The sequence below is a fragment of the Staphylococcus nepalensis genome (assembly GCF_014635045.1).
Lineage (GTDB): Bacteria > Bacillota > Bacilli > Staphylococcales > Staphylococcaceae > Staphylococcus > Staphylococcus nepalensis.
The window spans coordinates 55,781-74,721 of record NZ_BMCF01000004.1; the positions used below are offsets into that span (position 1 = coordinate 55,781).

The window sequence follows — 18,941 nt, forward strand, 5'->3', positions numbered from 1 at the left end:
TTTATTTCATCTCCAAACGACTATCTACAACTTGAGATAAATTTAAGCATAATTTAGAAGTTTCATTTACGCTTTCTAATGTAATACTTTCGACGATATCTAATAAGTCAAATAAACTAACGCCTTCAAAATAAAGTTTAGTATATTGATTAGCAATATATTCAGGAGAATTCAAACCGGATATAAACTCACCAATAAACTGCTTTTTCAATAAATTAAATGCTTCTTCATCTGTTAATTTGCCTTGTTTCTCTTCTAATTCATGCAATAATAATGCTTTTAATTTATCAGGATATTGGGTTGCGCTGGTGATTAACGAAAAACTGTATGTGGGTTCTAGTAAGAATTGATAACCGAATGTTTCGTCAATCAATTCGTCATTAAGTAAAGATTGATAAAAATCAGTTTCTTCACCAAAGAGCATTTCAAAGAATAAGCTCATTTCTAAATCTTTTTTAACAAACAGTTCGTCAGGCACATCCAATAACGGCTTGTTTTTAAAACCAAGCATGATTCTAGGTGATTGCAATTTCATCGTTTCAGATACTGCTGTTTCATTCACATTATCTTGTTCTATTAAAGGATCCCTTACTATTTGAGGCTGATTTATTTTATCTCTCTGCGCTTCGTGATCTACAACAACATTATAAATATGTTCCACATCAACATCACCTACCACAAATAAAACCATATTAGAAGGATGATAAAATGTTTCATAACATAAATACAAATCTTCTTTAGTTATCTCGTAAATGCTTTCTACACTGCCAGCAATATCAGTTCTAATCGGATGTGAATCATACATTGCTTTTAAAGTATTAAACATTAGTTTATAACCAGGTTGTTCTTGATACATTTTAATTTCTTCAGCAATAATACCTTTTTCTTTGTCTACTGTGTCTTTTGTAAAGTATGGGGTTTCAACCATTGTTAGTAAACGTTTAATATTACTTTCAATATGATCTGTCGCGCTAAATAAGTAACTTGTGCGGTCAAAACTAGTAAAAGCATTCACTTGGGCATTGTCTTCGGCAAAAGCTGTAAACAAGTCTTCTTCTTCATTTTCAAATAATTTATGTTCTAAGAAGTGCGCCACACCATCTGGGACTGTAACATAATCATCGCTTTCATGTGGCTTAAATTTGCGATCTAACGACCCAAATTGGGTGGTATAAGTAACAAATGTTTTCTGGAAATCTTTTTTAGGTATAATAAACATTTTCAAGCCATTATTTAACTCAGCTTCGTAGACTGTTTCATCGATTTGTTCATAATATGTACTTTGCATTAATCATTACCTCCTTTCGTTAACACATAGATTGTATTTAACTCTATATGTTTTGTTAAATCTATAATTTCTGCTTTAGTAACATTTTGAATATGTTTAATATAATCTGATTCTGACAAATCATTTTCTAGTAAAATATTATTATTCAATATTTCAATCATACGTTTAGGTCTGTCGTACGATTCTTGACGTTGTGACACAATGACCTTTTTAGCAAGTTCAAGTTTCTCTTCGTTAAATTGCCCTCGTTGAAATTTTTCAAATTCAGCAATAATTGTGTCTTTAGCCACCTCGTATTTATCAATAGAAACGCCACTAAGTACAAACATAAACCCGTTTTTTGCGTCAATTTGTGAATGTATAGAATAAGCTAAACTTTGCTTTTCACGTACTTCATTAAATAATACGGAAGATGGGTCTCCGCCAAACATTGTATTAAACACAACACTAGCAAAATACTGTCTGTCGCCAAATTGTACTGGTAGTTTAAACCCCATATTTAATTTAGCTTGGTCTACTTCATCTGTCTCAACAATTTCTTGCGGCACTTTATCCCTTTGTGGCACAGGCGTCGCATGTGATAATTTGAATTGGAAAGGTTTGATATCGAAATAAGATTTAATTTGTGATTTTACTTTTTGTTCTTCTACGTTACCAACAACATAAACAGCACAATAATCATTAAGTAACATAGATTGGTATGTATCGTATAAAGTTTCAGGTGTTATATCTGCTATGTATTCTACTTGCCCTGATGCAAGATGGCGATAAGGTTGCTCGTTAAACATAAGCTTTAAAAGATTTAAAAAAGATATTTGAGACTTATTATCTACCATTGCTTCTAATTTTTTAGTTAGCAACGCTTTTTCTTGAGCAACAAAATTATTATCAAAACTTTGGTTAGAAATTAACGGATTCCAAACAATTTCTTTTAACAAATTTAATCCCTTTTCAAATAATGGCGTTTGATCTGAAAGATAACGCTCGTTGACTAACTCTAATGTAATAGTGATTACATGTTTATCTTTGAATTTTGAGACAAAGCTATTAACATATGCGCCATATAATTCTGAGAGGTGACGATTAAAAGCCTTATCTGTTGGCCATTGTTGGGTAGCACGCACTAATAACTTACTTAGTATAGAGCGTGCTGTCATTGTTTTGCTATCTAATGGCGCCATAAATTTCAATGTAATCGTCGTTGTTTTGAATTTAGTAGTTGGTAGTACTTTAATATGCAAATCGTTTTGCTTTTGAATTATGTTCAAATTCTCATACCCCGCTTTCATAATTTTATTATTATATACTATTTCTAACCGTTTTAAACTTTACTAAACTACTTTTGAAATAATTAAAAGAATAAAGTATTGGTTGATCATCCATATCGTAGTGAATTAATTTCAAGAGCATAAGTCCCTCATGTGGTGAGGCGTCTAAAACATCTGAAATATGTGGTTCATAACTAATAGCTTCAATTTCTGTTTCCGCATATGCTACTTTTTTAGAAGCGTAAAATTCAATTGCATTTAATAAAGATTCATCACTATTTTGATATTGCGCACATGTTAAATCTGTCGTAGGCAGTTTATCTAAACAATAAACAACTGGCATTCGGTCAGCCATTCTAACGCGTTCAATGATTGTGACTTGTGCTTTGTCAGGTACATTTAACCTTTTTGCATCTAAAGATGTAGCTGGCTTTTCGTCTAAATTAAGATATTCTGTACTAGCACGATATCCTTGATTTTCAATCATCTTGCTAATACTTACTAACTCATCTAATGGGTAGAAGAATGGGTGTAGCGGTTTAACACTAGCCCCTTCTTCTAAATTATTTGATAATACTTGTTCGGTAATAAGTTCGTCGACTGCGTCATATACATCGTCTGTTTTCACATTTAACTTTCTTGCTATATATAGGTTGCTTGGCAAATGATCACCTGGTTTTAATGCGCCAGAATTTATTTCTTGAATCATCCATTCTTTTACTTTATAAACAGAAGTTAATTCCATATTTACACCTCATCACTATCTAAATCCACAAGTATTTGTCTAGGTTTACTCCCTTTTTGTGGTCCAATAATTTGATTATGTTCTAAATCATCCATCAATCTTGAAGCACGATTGTAACCTATTCTAAATTGTCTTTGTAGTAACGATGTACTTGCTTTTTGTTGTTCGATTACAAATAAATATGCTTCATCGTACAGTGCATCTTCACTCTTCATTTCAGACTTTTCAACTGGCGCATCTGGCTCCATTTCTTTCACATAATTTGCTTTTTGCTGCTCTACGACATAATTCACGATATCTTGAACTTCTTGGTCACTTAAAAATGCGCCTTGGACACGTGTTCTTGTCGAACCGCCATTAGCCACATATAACATATCACCTTTACCAAGTAATTTATCTGCACCGCCACTATCAATAATTGTTCTGGAATCCGTTTGAGAACTTACAGCAAATGCGATTCTCGATGGTATGTTATTTTTGATCAGACCGGTAATCACATCTACCGACGGGCGTTGTGTTGCAATAATCAAATGTATTCCTGCAGCACGTGCCATTTGAGTAATACGTTGTATTGCATTTTCCACTTCTTTACCTGCAACCATCATCAAATCAGCTAATTCATCTACTATGACTACAATATAAGGTAGTTCAGATTGTTTTTCGTCTAATTCTTCATTTTGTTTTCTAATCGCTTCGTTATAACCTTCAATATTTCTTGTAGAAGAATGCTGAAATAAATCATACCGTCTTTCCATTTCTGCTACTATTTTTTCTAAAGCTTGTGAAGCTTTATGAGGGTTAGTCACAACCGGTATGAGTAAGTGAGGAATGCCATTATATATGTTTAATTCCACCATTTTTGGATCAATTAACATCAGTTTAACCTCGTGTGGTTTAGCATTCAACAGAATGCTTGTGATGATACCATTAATACAAACGGATTTCCCGCTTCCTGTAGAACCTGCTACAAGTAAATGGGGCATTTTATTTAGCTCAACTGTAATAGGATCTCCTGAAATATCTCTACCTAACCCCACCTCTAATTTATTAGAAGCAGGGAATTTTTCATCTAAAACTTCTTTAAGTGAGACAAGCGATATCTTATCATTTGGAACTTCAATCCCTACCGCAGAACGACCTGGAATTGGAGCTTCTATACGTATATCTTTGGCAGCTAAAGCTAAAGCAATATCGCTGTGCAAATTGACAATTTTACTCACTTTAACCCCCTGTGCAGGTTGTATTTCGTATTGCGTAACTGCAGGACCTATTTTGATTTGTGTGACTTTAGCATCTACACCAAAGTTTTTCAAAGTATTCTCTAGCAGTTGACCTTTCTTTTGTACTTCTGCTTTAGATGTTGTTTTTTGTTTAGCTGGTTGTTTTAACAAAGTTAATGGTGGAATCTTATAGGCTTCATTTTCAACTTCCCCTGCTTCAGATATAGAGTTTGAAGCGTCTTCGTCAAGCTGTGATTCTTCTTGATCTGATTCAATTGATGATGGCTTGGTTACGTTTTGACTTTGATGATCAATAGGCTTTTGAGCCACGTGATTATCTTGGTCATACACACGCTTTATGCTCTTATTTTTTTGTGCTTGGTCTTGTTGTGTAGACTCATTTTCATTATCACTATGCCCATATATCGGAATGACTTGTTGTTCAGACGTAGCATTACTGATTTCAGGTAAATCACTCACATCTTTCACAGTATTTTGTGCTTGCATCTGTTTTTCTTGCTCAGCTTGTTTTTCTGCTTTTTTCTCAGCTTTAATACGTGCTTTAGCATCTTTTTTAATTTTATTTTCTTTACGGCGCTCTTTAAGCTGTTCAGAAGCATCTTGACTTTTAACTTTCATTTTTTCAAATGCCACTTTAGATACGTCCCTATGTCTATTTTTTGTTAATAAAATAAAACTAGAAACCATTAATAATAAAGTAACTATCATAACTCCAACAATAGAAATCAATGGTACAAGCAACGTTAATAAATAATGTCCTAGTAAGCCCCCGCCAAAATTAGGAAATATAGTTTGTTTATAAGCATTATAAACATAAGACAAAACTGGCTCTCTAAGTGATTGCGCTTTATGGCTAAAATAATACACTACTTGCGTAACAAGTAATAAGGCTATTTGCAAAACAAATGCACCTGTTGTCCGACGCGTTTTGGGCAACGCCTTGTAGTAAGTGATAAATACTGTAGCAATTAATATTAATATATATGTCAGATATCTACTTGTACCAAACAAATAATTAAAGAAACTATCTATCATTGTACCTATAATACCTAATTGGAAAATACCAAGAATGATAGCGATAAAAACTACAATTGCTATAATATATCTTAAAGGACTTTCGCCCTGTTTCTTTTTATTGTTTGTTGATTTTTTTCTAGTATTCGATGTTTTTTTCTTTGCTGTTGATCTCTTTTTGGTTTGTGCCAACATTCACACCTTCTTTTCAAATCTAATTTATATTTGTTTATAATTAAATCATTTTATGTATTGTAATCATAGAAACCAGACAGCAAACTCATTTTCAATAAAATTGATTTGTCCCTCTGGTAGTAATATCCAAGGAAAGCGCACACAAAATCGGGAACTTTTGCATAAAAACTATTAAACTCCATAGACAGATTAATAAACTAAAATACATGTATCCTGGTATTTTAAAGTATTTAACGCCCCTACATTTTCGCTTTAGCTATTTTTATTGGAACGAAATCACGCAGTCATTTTTAGAAACATATGATTACTGTTCTCTCATTTCATTACATACTTATAATAACATAAAAGAGGTAAGACATTATTCGCTCTAAGTCTATTTAAAGGTTGTATGTACATTATATCTAGATATAACATACATATAATCTACTTTTAAATATTTTTCCTTAAGCGTTTGTCTAAACCTCTTTGTTTTAGAATAGAAATTATTAAATTTCAGATATTACTGGGATAATCATTGGACGGCGTTTTGTATTTTCAAAAAGCAACTTGCTGATTTGGTCACGCATACTTTGTTTGATTTCTGACCATTCAATTCGTTTTTCTTGTAGGCCCAATTCAACAATTTCACGCACTTTCTCTTCTGCTTCACTTAATAAAGCTTCACTTTCTCTAACGTAGACAAAGCCTCGCGACTGAATTTCAGGCCCAGCAGCTATTCGACGATTTTTTGGATCTAAAGTTACAACTGCAATAAAGATGCCATCTTCTGCAAGTAAATGACGATCGCGTAATACAATATTACCTACATCACCTACGCCAATACCATCAATAAGCACATTCCCAGAGTTTACTTTTTCATTTAAAATCATTTCTTCCCCATCATAATTAACGACATCGCCTTTTTCAACTAGGAATATTTTTTCAGGTTGCACACCTGCTTCATTAGCCAACTTAGCATGCGCAATTTGCATTTTAAATTCTCCATTTACTGGGATGAAGTACTCTGGCTTCATGATATTTATCATCATTTTTAATTCTTCCATACACCCGTGACTAGAGGTATGGATTTTCTTGCTATTTGGAATGATTTCTGCGCCTGCTCTGACAAGTTCATTTAATGTATTACCTACAATAACTTCCATGTTAGCAGATGCAGTAATTGCTAAGAAGACGGAATCTCCCTCTTCTATATTCATGATTTTGTGTTTCTTTTGCGCCATTTGACTTAAAGCTTCAACTGGTTCTCCTTGCATACCGGTAGCGATAATAATAACTTCATTTTTAGGATAATTATCAACTTCATTAATTGGTATAAGTAAATCTTTAGATATATCGAAATAACCTAATTTTCTAGCAATATTAAATGAACTTTCTAATGAACGTCCTAAGAATGATACTTTTCTATTAAGTCTTTGTGCAATGTTTAAAACTTGTTGAATACGAATAAAGTTAGAAGCATAACATGAAACAATTAATCTACCTCTGACTTTTGTAAATGCATCATACATATGTGATTCAATCACGTTTTCTGGTGTATTATAGCCTGGTTTCTCAGCTTCTGTTGAGTCACTAATCAAAGCAAATACGCCATCTTCACCTATCTCCGTCATTTTTTTCAAATCAGGTGCATAATGTCCTTGTAAACTTTGGTCAAATTTAAATTCCCCTGTGTATACAATTGCACCGTATGATGTGTGTATACAAATGCCTAGGCTATCTGGGATGCTGTGTGTTGTATTAAAGAACGTGACATTCACGCCTTTAAAACGCATGATAGATTCATTATTAACTGTATAATATCTCACTTTTTTATTAATGTTACGGGCTTTCATATTTTCTTTAATTAATGCGATTGTTAACTTAGAACCATAAACTGGTGCGTCAACTTGTTCAAGCACATAAGTTACAGCCCCTATAGCATGCTCGTGCCCGTGCGTAAGAAAAATGCCTTTTAATCTATCCTTGTTTTCTATTACGTATTGAATATCAGGAATGACAATATCGACGCCCAGCATTTCATCTTCTGGGAACATCAATCCTGCATCTAACATAAACATTTCGTCGTCTACTTCAACGATATACATATTTTTCGCAATCTCTCCAACTCCTCCGAGCGGGATAATGCGAATATTTTTATTTTTTTTCTTAATTAAACTCAAAATGTTACCTCCTATTTAAATTACCCGTCCATATGTAAACTCATAGTTTATTATAAGTTAAAATAGGCCTTATGTACACTATTAAAGTAGCTACCCTATTTTATCATAAATGATACAGGTTATTCGCTTTTATGATTGGGAAAGTAACTCACAATAACGCTAGATAGATTGGATTCAGTTTTTATGTAAATGATTTAGTATTTAAAACGGAATTGCATTGATAAAAAACACAACTGTAACTCATAAATAGTGGGAAATAAAAAAAGAAACCAGTTTTTCTGATTGGAACATTTTTACAATAGAATCTCGAAAATTCTATTGTAAGAAGTTCTCATCATTTTACTAGTCTCTACGCATACATGCTATTTAGATAACAATGCTTTATGTGAGGCATTTACTCTACCTTGTTTATCAATTTCTGTAACTTTAATTTTAAATGTGTCTCCTACTTTCAACACATCTTCTACTTTATTGATACGTTCATTCGCAATTTGAGAAATGTGTACAAGCGCATCTTTACCTGGGAATAGTTCAACGAAAGCACCATACTTTTCAATACGTTTTACTTTGCCGTCGTATACTTCTCCCACTTCTGCTTCACGCGTAATTTCTTCAATGATACTGCGCGCTTTTTCAATTGCTTCTTTATCAACTGCACCAATAAATATTGTACCGTCTTGTTCAATATCTAATTTAACACCAGTTTCGTCAATAATTTCATTGATTTTTTTACCGCCAGGTCCAATAACATCTCTAATTTTTTCCGGTTTGATTGTCATTGTTACAACTTTTGGTGCGAAAGCACTTAATTCGCTACGTGGTGTATCAATCGTTTGAAGCATGTGATCTAATATATCTAGGCGACCTGCTCTAGCTTGCTCTAGCGCTTCTTTGATAATTTCTTTAGTTAACCCGTCAATTTTAATATCCATTTGAATAGCAGTAATACCTTCAGATGTACCTGCTACTTTAAAGTCCATATCGCCAAGCGCATCTTCCATACCTTGGATATCAGTCAATATAGTATAACTATCGTCTCGTGTAACTAATCCCATAGCGATACCAGCAACTGGTGCTTTAATTGGCACACCTGCATCCATTAACGCTAATGTTGAACCACAGATAGAAGCTTGAGAAGATGAACCATTTGATTCTAATACTTCACTTACAATTCTTACTGTATATGGAAAATCTTTAACATCTGGAATAATATGGCTTAACGCACGTTCTCCTAGTGCACCATGTCCAATTTCACGACGACCTGGTGAACGAACTGGACCTGTCTCGCCAACTGAGTAATTAGGGAAATTGTAGTGATGCATAAAGCGTTTTTGCTCTTCTTCACCAAGTCCATCTAGGATTTGGTATTCACTCATTGAACCTAAAGTTAATACTGAAAGGGCTTGAGTTTGTCCTCTTGTAAACAACCCAGAACCATGTGTTCTTGGCAAAATACCAACTTCTGATTCTAAAGGCCGAATTTCGTCCGTTTTACGACCATCAGGTCTAATTTTCTCTTCTGCTATTAGACGTCTAACTTCTTCTTTAACTAAGTCATCTAAAATACTATAAACTTCTTTGATTAAATCTTCATTTTCGTCATCATTTTCATCAACGAATACTGCTGCAACTTTTTCCTTAAGTGCATCTAAATTGATATCACGTTGTTGTTTATCAAAAGTTAACACTGCATCTTTTAATCCATATGATGTTGTTAAATTCTTAACTTTTTCAACAAGTGTTTCGTCTTTTTCAACTGGAACAAACGCTTTTTTCTCTGGTTGAATATGATCAATAATTTCTTCTTGGAAGCTAACTAAACGCTGAATTTCTTGATGTCCAAAAAAGATAGCTTCAAGCATTTCATCTTCTGTGATTTCACTCGCACCAGCTTCTACCATATTTACAGCATCTTTATGACCTGCAACCTCTAAGTCAAGACGAGACACTTCTTTTTGTGCAACTGTAGGGTTAATCACGTATTCGCCATCAACGTAACCTACATTCACACCTGCAATGGGCCCTTGGAAAGGAATATCAGAAACACTCAATGCCATTGATGAACCTATCATCGCTGCCATCTCAGGAGAACAATCTGGATCAGCGCTTAATACTGTATTCATAATTTGGACGTCATATCTATAACCTTTTGGGAAAAGCGGTCTGATTGGTCTATCAATCAAACGTGCTGTTAATGTAGCTTCGTCACTTGGACGTCCTTCACGTTTTTTAAAGCCACCTGGTATTTTACCTGCAGCATACATTTTTTCTTCATAGTTAACCATTAATGGGAAAAAGTCACCATCACGAGGTTCTTTTGAGGCGACAGCAGTTGATAACACGACTGTTTCACCATATCTAACAAGTACCGCACCGTTTGCTTGTTTTGCAAGCTGTCCCGTTTCAATCGTTAAAGATCTATTTGCCCATTCAGTTTTAAAAACTTTTTTCTCTTGAGACATTATGAATCTCCTCTCATTTATCTATTAGTCCTATCATATCATTTATCAATCATTATTTATATTAGTATATAACTTATTATATAGTTTCAAATATCAAATTATAAAAAAGGGAAAGACCCCAAAGGTTCTTTCCCCATTCATATACGTCTAAAGATTAACGACGAATACCTAATGATTTAATTAATTCACGGTAACGTTGAATATCTTTGCTACGTAAGTAGTTTAATAAGTGTCTACGACGACCTACCATTTTTAATAGTCCACGACGTGAATGGTGGTCTTTCGTATGTTCACGTAAGTGAGTGTTTAATGCAGTAATTTCTGCAGTTAACACAGCGATTTGTACTTCTGGAGAACCAGTGTCCGCTTCGTGTGTACGATATGCTTTAATTAATTCATTTTTACGTTCTTGTGAAATTGCCATAGTCAATTTCCTCCTTTTTATTTTTATGCGCCTTTATCTGAGCAGACCGTCGGAGTCTCGAACTGCCAAGGTAAAGGTGCCTTCAATGTGTGAAACACATTAGACTTAAATATTATATGATATTTCGTCGCCAAAATCAACAGAAAGTAAGTATTTCGCCTTTTCTTTATCTTTATTCATTTGTTCTACTAAAGGGTCAATACCATCAAATTTAACTTCTGGTCTTAAATAATGATGCCAATAAACAATGACGCGCTCACCATAAATATTTTCATGAAAATCAAACAAGTTAACTTCTATGACCACTTGAGCCTTAGAAGGGTCATGGAATGTTGGTTTCACACCAACATTTGCGACGCCACGATAAATTATTTCTTCAGCGCCTATTTTCATACTTACGGCATAGACGCCGTTTTTAGGTAACACGTAATCTCCACTGGGCTGTACATTTGCAGTTGGGAAACCAATTGTACGTCCGCGTTTCTCACCTTGTACAACTGTTCCTTTGATAAGATAGCGATAACCTAACTCATCATTTGCTTTTTGTAATTCTCCGCTTTTCAGCGCTTTTCTAATTTCAGTAGTAGATATTTTTTCTGATTTAATTTCTTGTTTACTCACGATAGTTGTATTAAATTCGGACATTTCACTTAATATGAGCATGTTACCTTTACCAAATTTACCAAAGGTGAAATCAAATCCTGCTATCACTTCTTTAACATGATTATTAATAATATAATCTTGAATAAACTCTTCTGCGCTGACATTTGCAAATTTAGAAGAAAAATTAATGACGATACAATAATCAATACCATAAGATTCTAAAATTTCTATTTTATCTTGAATAGGTGTTAAATAATCCGTTCGTTTAAGTTTAGGATTTAACACCACTGACGGATGGGGATCAAAAGTCATTACTGCTTTTTTTAAATCCGATTCTTGTGCTTTTTTTTCTAAAGTATCAAATACCTCTGCATGACCTTTGTGCATGCCATCAAAGAAGCCAAAAGCCATTGCAACATCTTCTGAAATATATTGATCTTCTTGAATTGGATGAGTTACTTCAATTACTTTCATGCGTATTTCTCCTTTAGTTAAATACCTTCTTGGGTTTAATTTCATATGGTTTATCTGGATGTGGTGTATAAATGGCTAACGCCTTATTATCTTTCATGTCAAACATCACAACCACCGTATCAATTGGTTGCTCAAATTCATTTACATTAAATTTTTGACCGTTTAGAATCTGAAATTTTTGTTTTTCATTTGAAATGTCAATTCTTTTCAGACCTTTCAATCCATATTCTATAGGAAAAAGGCATGCTTGTAATGTTTCATGCTCATGTAGTGACTTGATGTCGTCGACCGCCAAACTTTCCTTAATATCAAAACCACCACTTTGTGTTCTAGTTAATTGAGACATGTGCGCCGGTAAGCCGAGTGCTTTCCCTATATCTGTTGCCAACGTTCTAATATAAGTTCCCTTTCCACATTCCACGTGGATATCAAATTGACAACCATGGTTTGTAAAACGTAAGTCAGATACCCGTTGAATATTATAAATTTTAACTTCTCTAGATGGTCTTTCTACTGTTTCATTATTTCTTGCATATTCATAAAGTTTTTTTCCCTTTACTTTTACTGAAGAATACATGGGCGGAATTTGAGTAATAATTCCTTTAAATTGATCTAAAGTATAATCCACTTGTTCAGATGACACCGCATTTTCCTTGATTATCTCTTTTTCTAAAATGTCACCAGTTTGGTCTTCTGTAGTGGTGCTGTACCCTAAATAGACAGTTGCAGCATAGTTTTTGCCCATTTCCATAATGTAGTCACTCACCTTAGTAGCTGACCCTATACAAATTGGCAACACGCCTGATACTTCTGGATCTAACGTACCAGTATGTCCTACTTTTTTTGTCTTCAAAATTTTTCTCAATTTAAATACAACATCGTGACTTGTTAAACCACGATCTTTGTAAACTGGCAATATACCATTATACATGCTTACGCCACCTTTAAACGTTCTTTTATATCATTCCTTATTTATATTAACACGTATTAACAAATAAATGGCCATAAAAAAGCTGAAACAACAACCTTAAAGGTTTCCTGTTTCAGCTTGCTTATATTAATCATTTTTGTGTAAATCTTGTATCATTCTTTCAATTTTATTTCCGTAATCGATTGATTCATCATACTCAAATTTGATTTCTGGAACAATTCTTAATCTCATTCTTGAACCAATTTCAGATTTTATAAAACCTTTTGCTTTTTCTAAACCTTTAAACGTATCTTCAATTTGTTTGTCATTTCCAAGTACAGTTAAATAAATTGTTGCAATAGATAAATCATTTGTTAATTGCACATCAGTAATGGTTAGAAAACCAATTCTTGGGTCTTTCACTTTATTGTTAACGATATCCATAACTTCTTGTTTCATTTGTTCGCCAACGCGTTCAGCTCTCATATTCATAAATTTCACCTCACATATATCATACTACATGTATACTTCCCTTACTAACAGATTATATGACAGTTTATTTCATACCGTCAAACAAATTTCATTCAATTTTTTATTCATGAAAAATGACATAATGCCATAATTCCCTGTTCTATCCAAATATTTTATTTAATACATTTGTATAAGTGGCTAAAACAAAAACATATTTTTACTATTTTGTTAATCATAATCATTAAAGTATTCTAAAAACAGAATATTGCGATCTGAATCCATTGTATGACACATTAACTTAGGCTAGTTTTATAAAATGACAAAGCGTTTATGCCTCTCCCTGTAATTTAAGAATATGATATCAATTTATGCTTTATTTAAACTATATACTGTTAATGGTGTCAGTAATTTTAACATACTTCTTTATTACCTATCGGTTATTATATTTTATAACAACAGTTAGGCACAATTTATATTGCCAAACTGTATTTTAATGAAACATTATTACATTTTCAAGACAATACATATTTCTAAATCGCTAATCAAGCACGTTATTTAAATTTTAAAATTTCTAAAATAATTATAATTATTTTTTATTCACTTAAAATTTTACACGTTATAGAAATGAAACATGTTATAATTTAAGCTAATTAGATATTTGACTGTCTATTAAATTAGTTAGGAGCGTGTATATTTGGATAAACCAGAGAGATTGCTTTATATTTATACTCGTTTGTTAAATGGAAAGAAATTGAGTAAAGAAGAACTAGCACAAAGCCTTAACGTTAACATTAGGTCAATACAAAGAGATTTCAGTGATATAAATAATTTTTTATACGAAGATCAAGAATGGGAAGGATTAAATGGCAGAATCGTTTACGAAAACAATATAGGTCGGCACCGTCTTAGAATTGACCGTTTTAAGTTTAAAAATCACAGAATCCTCAACTTACTGTTTAGAATGAAAAGTTTCACCCCTAATATTCATGAAGATACATATAATTTGATATTAGGATTAAATGCACATTCTAATTTAGCAGAAAAGCTACTGTCTAACACTTTATTAAATCAATTTCATATTAATCGTGAATTAACTGAATCAACCTTAATTTTGAAAATTCAACTCGCTATTGAAAATAATCAAATGATTTCAATCAACGATATAAATCACCAGACATTTAAAGTTATCCCAATCTATACACGATACTTCAATAAACGTTTTTGGGTTACTTATTTATACAATGGCAACATCCACATCCATGATTTAACTTCCATCAATCACGTTTACCAGCATGATGAATCTTTTGATAATAGCGTTTTTATGAAAACCCCCACTGTCACTATAAACATTCACAATTCAATTTGGTCTGAAATAAAATCACAATTTATAATTATGACGGCAAATATAGACGACAATTATGTTAACGCTGAACTTATTATTTCAAAAAAAGAATGCTTTACCCTTGCACTTGAATTTCCTCAATTAATTACCTTATTAAAACCTTCGCAATATGTTGAAGACTTTAAAATTAAATTAAAATCGTTATTTAAAAACTATGATATCTAAAATAGCAAAAGGATGATTTTCATTTTTAAAAAACGAAAATCACCTTTTTCAAGTTGTACAAACTAATATTTAATCAATGAAGCAGTTCAGCTGGACGCTGAATCGCTTTTAGCTTTTGTATAAAATCAGAATTCCCTTGATCACGTTCTATTTTTTGTTGCTTATTCCAATTATAGTAATCCGTTTTACTCAATGTTTCTTTTTTTCTTAGCCGAGTAATATGTTCTTTATAACTTAACACATTGCAGACAGTAATATGCCTATTCTGTTTAGAAGAAAGTACGAATAAATTTTCTACAAGGTATTGATACAATTCGCTATCTGCGAAATTTTTAAATATGGATATAAACAATTCTTCTTCACTAACAATATAAATTCTTGGTTTTTCATCATTAATAATTTTTAACATAAGTTCAAAATTCATTTCTTGTGAGGGTAAATAATGGTTGAATGTTAAAAAATCTTTAGGTAATCCTGCTGTATGCCCTGTTTGATATGGGAAGAAATTCATTACCATTACTCTGTTAGGATTAATCCTAAATTGCTTTAGGATTGATCCATTGCTATATAAATATTTTTCAAACCAACAATGCCTATCCAAGTAGGGGAGAAATATTTTTTGACCATTCATTTTTAATTTACCTTGAATATCACTTAACACTCTGTTGCGATAACGTAATACTACTTCTACTGGTAAGTTCGGATCATTAATTTTAAAATCGTTTTCTGCTTGTTTTTTCAATATAACAATATCTGCTGATTCAGGATTACCAAAGTAAGGTCTAGCTATTGCAGGACTTATTTCTGCATTTTCTTGAACCACGCGTTGTCTGTTTTTATTAATTTTAACTTTTCCATTTGCGTAATCAACCATTTTTTTAAATCTTGGTATCTCACTGAAATTATCCCCAAAATGTTTTTTTAAATATGCTAAATCTTGTGGGTGCAAGAAAGCAGTTGTGTCATTATTTTTTACCATTTTATTTAAGGTATCTAAATCATAAATAGAGTTATATTGAGCCATGTATTCCTGCCAAAATTCATTGATTTCTTTTAAATATTCACTCATAACTTATAACCTCCTATTTATCTTAATTTTAATTAAGTATATAGACAACTAGTGTCTATGTTAAAGGTATTAAGCAATCTCACTATATTTTTTACACTCATTTACAATCATAAAAAGACGGGATTTAAATTTTAATTTTTGAACATTAAATTAGTGATTTGAGAAAATATTGAGTTAATCTCATTTTCAAAAACTGTATTATTAGCATATTATACCTCTTACCCACAAGATAACATATTCAACATAAAAAGACCGTAAGCTAATATAAATTTTTAGCTCACGGTAATTAATCATTTTATAATGAAATTTGTCTTAATTGATATAGCGTGTTTTTGTTTAATAATTATCTTTTAATTTCAACCATTTCAAAGGCTTCAATAATGTCGCCTTCTTTTAAGTCATTATATTTCTCAATTGTAATACCACATTCATAGCCTTGTGCTACTTCTTTAGCATCATCTTTGTAACGTTTTAATGTGTCAAGTTCGCCTTCAAATTGCACAATGCCATCACGAATAACACGTACGCCAGCGTTCCTAGTAATTTTACCATCTGTAACATAACTACCAGCAATGGTACCAACTTTTGATACTTTAAATGTTTGACGTACTTCCGCTTGTCCAATGATTTGCTCTTCGTATTCTGGGTCTAACAAGCCTTTCATTGCAGCTTCAATTTCTTCAATTACACTGTAAATTACACGATGTAATCTCATATCTACGCCTTCAGCTTCTGCTGCACGTTTTGCTCCAGAGTCAGGTCTCACATTAAAGCCGATGATAATACCGTTTGAAGCATTTGCTAATGTCACATCTGATTCGTTAATCGCACCAACTGCTGTGTGTATAATACGAACGTTTACGCCCTCTACTTCAATTTTCATTAAGGACGCTGCAAGTGCTTCTACTGAACCTTGAACATCACCTTTAATAATTACGTTTAAATCTTTCATTTCACCCTGTTTCATTTGCTCGAATAGGTTATCTAATGACACGCTCTTACTTTCTTGACGTTGTTGTAATACATTAGCTTCATGACGTGCTTCACCGATACGTCTTGCTTGTTTTTCGTCTTTAAATACAACAAAACGATCGCCTGCTTGAGGCACATCATGAATGCCTGTTATTTCAACCGGTGTAGAAGGGTTTGCTGATTTAATACGTTGCCCTAAATCGTTAACCATTGCACGGATTCTACCGTGAGTGTTACCAACAACTAATGCATCACCGACATGTAATGTACCATTTTGAACTAAAAGTGATGCAGAAGGTCCACGTGATTTATCTAATTCAGCTTCAATCACTGTTCCTACTGCTTTCTTACTTGGGTTAGCTTTTAATTCTTGCATTTCAGAAGTCAATACAATCATTTCTAGTAAATCTTCAATACCTTCACCACTTAATGCAGATAGTGGAACGAAAATTGTATCGCCGCCCCAATCTTCAGGTATTAAACCATACTCTGTTAATTCTTGCATAACACGGTCTGGGTTAGCAGTTGGTTTATCAACCTTATTAACCGCTACTATAGTTGGCACATTAGCTTCTTTAGCATGGTTAATGGCTTCGATTGTTTGTGGCATAACGCCGTCATCCGCCGCTACTACTAAAATTGTGATGTCTGTTACTTGTGCACCACGCGCACGCATCGTTGTAAAAGCTGCGTGTCCTGGTGTATCCAGGAATGTGATTTTCTTGCCATCATTTTCGATTTGATATGCACCAATGTGTTGAGTGATACCACCAGCTTCTGCTGCTGTTACCTTTGTATGACGAATAGAATCTAATAATGTTGTTTTACCGTGGTCAACGTGACCCATAATTGTAACAACTGCAGGTCTTTCTACTGCATCTTCGTCTTCTGTTTCGTCATCAAAGTAAATCGATAAATCTTCTTCATCGATTACAACTTCTTTTTCAATCTCTACGCCATAATCACCAGCGATTAATTCCAAAGTTTCATCATCTAATGATTGGTTAATATTTGCCATTATGCCTAATAAGAATAATTTTTTAATAATTTCTGATGAATCTACATTTATTTTTTCTGCAAGTTCTCCAACAGTTATACCTTCTTGATAAGTAATTTGTGAAGGTATTTCTTTTGGTTCTTCTTGTTTAGTTTGCTTATTCTTTTTATTATTTTTGTTGTTTTTATTATTCTTTTTATTGTTTTTATTATTTTGCTTTTGGTTATTACTAGTGTTGTCTTTTTTATTAGGTTTATTATTTGTCGTTTTTTGTTGGCTTTGACCTTGTTGTTGTGATTTCTCTGATTGTTTAGCTTGTTCAGGTTTATATACTTTATCTAATGCCTTAATTTGGTCGTCTTCTAACGTTTGCATGTGGCTCGTTACCTCAACGTCCATTTTCTTTAATTCATCTATAATATCTCTACTTTTTAATTTTAAATCTTTGGCGTATTCGTAAATTCTTTTTTTACTCATATAGTCACTCCTTACGATATTCATCAATCATTGACACTAGCTTTTTAGCAAAGCCTTGATCAGTGATTCCAATGTTTACTCGTTCTGCTTTACCTAAAGCTTGTCCTAATTCAGCTCTTGTTCCAAATATACGAAATGATATATGGTAACTTTCACATTTGTTCTGAAACATTTTTATTGTGTTTTCAGAAGCATCAGTTGCAATAATTACGAGCTTTAGTCTGTTTTTCTTTAAGTCATTTAAAATGACTGACTCACCTGTTTTAACTTTTCCAGCACGCATTGCTAAACCTAAAAAATTTACGATTTTCTCTAAGGTCATTTAGGTATCTCTTCACGATAAATAAGACGTATAATTTCTTTATACACTGGGTCTAATGTTTCAGCATCAACTTTAAAGTATTTTTCTAAAACACCTTGTTTTTGTGCTTCTTCTACTAATTTAACATCTTTTGATACATAAGCACCACGCCCTTGTTGTTTTCCAGTAGCATCAGCAAAAATTTTGCCTTCTTTATTAATAACAACTCGTATCATATCTTTTTTAGGATGCATTTCATTTGAAAGTATACATTTACGCATTGGAATCTTTTTCTTTTTCATAA

General features: G+C 32.7%; 15 protein-coding genes. 1 reads left to right on the plus strand and 14 read right to left on the minus strand.

Translation table 11 applies throughout. From position 1 onward, the window contains the following. Window position 1: 1 nt before the first annotated feature. From yfmH to rbfA, 10 genes are all read right to left on the minus strand, one after another. Window positions 2–1,288, minus strand: coding sequence for an EF-P 5-aminopentanol modification-associated protein YfmH (gene yfmH / locus IEU88_RS07385; protein ID WP_096810046.1), 1,287 nt, complete (start codon window positions 1,286–1,288; stop codon window positions 2–4). Continuing rightward, window positions 1,288–2,577 (minus strand): EF-P 5-aminopentanol modification-associated protein YfmF, encoded by a 1,290-nt coding sequence (gene yfmF / locus IEU88_RS07390; protein ID WP_103372876.1) that lies wholly within the window; start codon window positions 2,575–2,577, stop codon window positions 1,288–1,290. Before yfmF ends, yfmH begins: the two co-directional genes overlap by 1 nt. 10 nt (window positions 2,578–2,587) lie before the next feature. Further along, window positions 2,588–3,301 (minus strand): GntR family transcriptional regulator, encoded by a 714-nt coding sequence (locus tag IEU88_RS07395; protein WP_103372877.1) that lies wholly within the window; start codon window positions 3,299–3,301, stop codon window positions 2,588–2,590. A gap of 2 nt (window positions 3,302–3,303) precedes the next feature. Next, on the minus strand, window positions 3,304–5,751 hold the full coding sequence (locus IEU88_RS07400; protein ID WP_371871913.1) for a DNA translocase FtsK: 2,448 nt from the start codon (window positions 5,749–5,751) through the stop codon (window positions 3,304–3,306). Between the two features lie 485 nt (window positions 5,752–6,236). Continuing rightward, window positions 6,237–7,910 carry a ribonuclease J2 gene (gene rnjB, locus IEU88_RS07405; protein ID WP_096810051.1) on the minus strand — a complete coding sequence of 558 codons (1,674 nt, stop codon included), beginning with the start codon at window positions 7,908–7,910 and terminating at the stop codon, window positions 6,237–6,239. 362 nt (window positions 7,911–8,272) lie between these two features. Next, window positions 8,273–10,372, minus strand: a complete 2,100-nt coding sequence (gene pnp / locus IEU88_RS07410) for a polyribonucleotide nucleotidyltransferase (protein ID WP_096810052.1) — start codon at window positions 10,370–10,372, stop codon at window positions 8,273–8,275. Between the two features lie 154 nt (window positions 10,373–10,526). Next, window positions 10,527–10,796 carry a 30S ribosomal protein S15 gene (gene rpsO / locus IEU88_RS07415; RefSeq protein ID WP_096810053.1) on the minus strand — a complete coding sequence of 90 codons (270 nt, stop codon included), beginning with the start codon at window positions 10,794–10,796 and terminating at the stop codon, window positions 10,527–10,529. A gap of 105 nt (window positions 10,797–10,901) precedes the next feature. Further along, window positions 10,902–11,873, minus strand: coding sequence for a bifunctional riboflavin kinase/FAD synthetase (locus IEU88_RS07420; RefSeq protein WP_103373590.1), 972 nt, complete (start codon window positions 11,871–11,873; stop codon window positions 10,902–10,904). Window positions 11,874–11,886: 13 nt separating this feature from the next. Next, window positions 11,887–12,804, minus strand: coding sequence for a tRNA pseudouridine(55) synthase TruB (gene truB / locus IEU88_RS07425; RefSeq protein WP_096810055.1), 918 nt, complete (start codon window positions 12,802–12,804; stop codon window positions 11,887–11,889). A gap of 126 nt (window positions 12,805–12,930) precedes the next feature. Then, on the minus strand, window positions 12,931–13,275 hold the full coding sequence (gene rbfA / locus IEU88_RS07430) for a 30S ribosome-binding factor RbfA (protein WP_096810056.1): 345 nt from the start codon (window positions 13,273–13,275) through the stop codon (window positions 12,931–12,933). A gap of 673 nt (window positions 13,276–13,948) precedes the next feature. On the opposite strand from rbfA, the gene IEU88_RS07435 reads away from it, so the two are divergent. Beyond that, the gene (locus IEU88_RS07435) at window positions 13,949–14,821 is read left to right on the plus strand and encodes an HTH domain-containing protein (protein WP_107644043.1); all 873 of its coding nucleotides are present in this window, start codon (window positions 13,949–13,951) and stop codon (window positions 14,819–14,821) included. Between the two features lie 73 nt (window positions 14,822–14,894). Here the strand turns inward: IEU88_RS07435 and IEU88_RS07440 are convergent, their stop codons facing one another. The 4 genes from IEU88_RS07440 to rnpM all read right to left on the minus strand — a co-directional run bounded on the left by IEU88_RS07440 (window position 14,895) and on the right by rnpM (window position 18,939). Further along, window positions 14,895–15,890: a hypothetical protein gene (locus IEU88_RS07440; protein ID WP_103372850.1), complete on the minus strand. Its 996-nt coding sequence runs from the start codon at window positions 15,888–15,890 to the stop codon at window positions 14,895–14,897. 343 nt (window positions 15,891–16,233) lie between these two features. Then, complete coding sequence (gene infB, locus IEU88_RS07445; protein ID WP_096810060.1) at window positions 16,234–18,336, minus strand: translation initiation factor IF-2; 2,103 nt, start codon at window positions 18,334–18,336, stop codon at window positions 16,234–16,236. Window positions 18,337–18,340: 4 nt separating this feature from the next. Further along, window positions 18,341–18,658: a L7Ae/L30e/S12e/Gadd45 family ribosomal protein gene (locus IEU88_RS07450; protein WP_096810062.1), complete on the minus strand. Its 318-nt coding sequence runs from the start codon at window positions 18,656–18,658 to the stop codon at window positions 18,341–18,343. Beyond that, window positions 18,655–18,939, minus strand: a complete 285-nt coding sequence (rnpM, locus tag IEU88_RS07455) for an RNase P modulator RnpM (protein WP_096810063.1) — start codon at window positions 18,937–18,939, stop codon at window positions 18,655–18,657. The genes IEU88_RS07450 and rnpM overlap by 4 nt, the downstream gene beginning before the upstream one ends. Window positions 18,940–18,941: the final 2 nt, after the last annotated feature.

Coding starts and splice junctions, on each gene's coding strand:
- pnp (WP_096810052.1), bottom strand. CDS start 10,372: ATGTCTCAAGAGAAAAAAGTTTTTAAAACTGAATGGGCAAATAGATCT.
- truB (WP_096810055.1), bottom strand. CDS start 12,804: ATGTATAATGGTATATTGCCAGTTTACAAAGATCGTGGTTTAACAAGT.
- IEU88_RS07420 (WP_103373590.1), bottom strand. CDS start 11,873: ATGAAAGTAATTGAAGTAACTCATCCAATTCAAGAAGATCAATATATT.
- yfmF (WP_103372876.1), bottom strand. CDS start 2,577: ATGAAAGCGGGGTATGAGAATTTGAACATAATTCAAAAGCAAAACGAT.
- IEU88_RS07440 (WP_103372850.1), bottom strand. CDS start 15,890: ATGAGTGAATATTTAAAAGAAATCAATGAATTTTGGCAGGAATACATG.
- rnpM (WP_096810063.1), bottom strand. CDS start 18,939: ATGAAAAAGAAAAAGATTCCAATGCGTAAATGTATACTTTCAAATGAA.
- rpsO (WP_096810053.1), bottom strand. CDS start 10,796: ATGGCAATTTCACAAGAACGTAAAAATGAATTAATTAAAGCATATCGT.
- rbfA (WP_096810056.1), bottom strand. CDS start 13,275: ATGAATATGAGAGCTGAACGCGTTGGCGAACAAATGAAACAAGAAGTT.
- IEU88_RS07400 (WP_371871913.1), bottom strand. CDS start 5,751: ATGTTGGCACAAACCAAAAAGAGATCAACAGCAAAGAAAAAAACATCG.
- infB (WP_096810060.1), bottom strand. CDS start 18,336: ATGAGTAAAAAAAGAATTTACGAATACGCCAAAGATTTAAAATTAAAA.
- IEU88_RS07450 (WP_096810062.1), bottom strand. CDS start 18,658: ATGACCTTAGAGAAAATCGTAAATTTTTTAGGTTTAGCAATGCGTGCT.
- yfmH (WP_096810046.1), bottom strand. CDS start 1,288: ATGCAAAGTACATATTATGAACAAATCGATGAAACAGTCTACGAAGCT.
- IEU88_RS07395 (WP_103372877.1), bottom strand. CDS start 3,301: ATGGAATTAACTTCTGTTTATAAAGTAAAAGAATGGATGATTCAAGAA.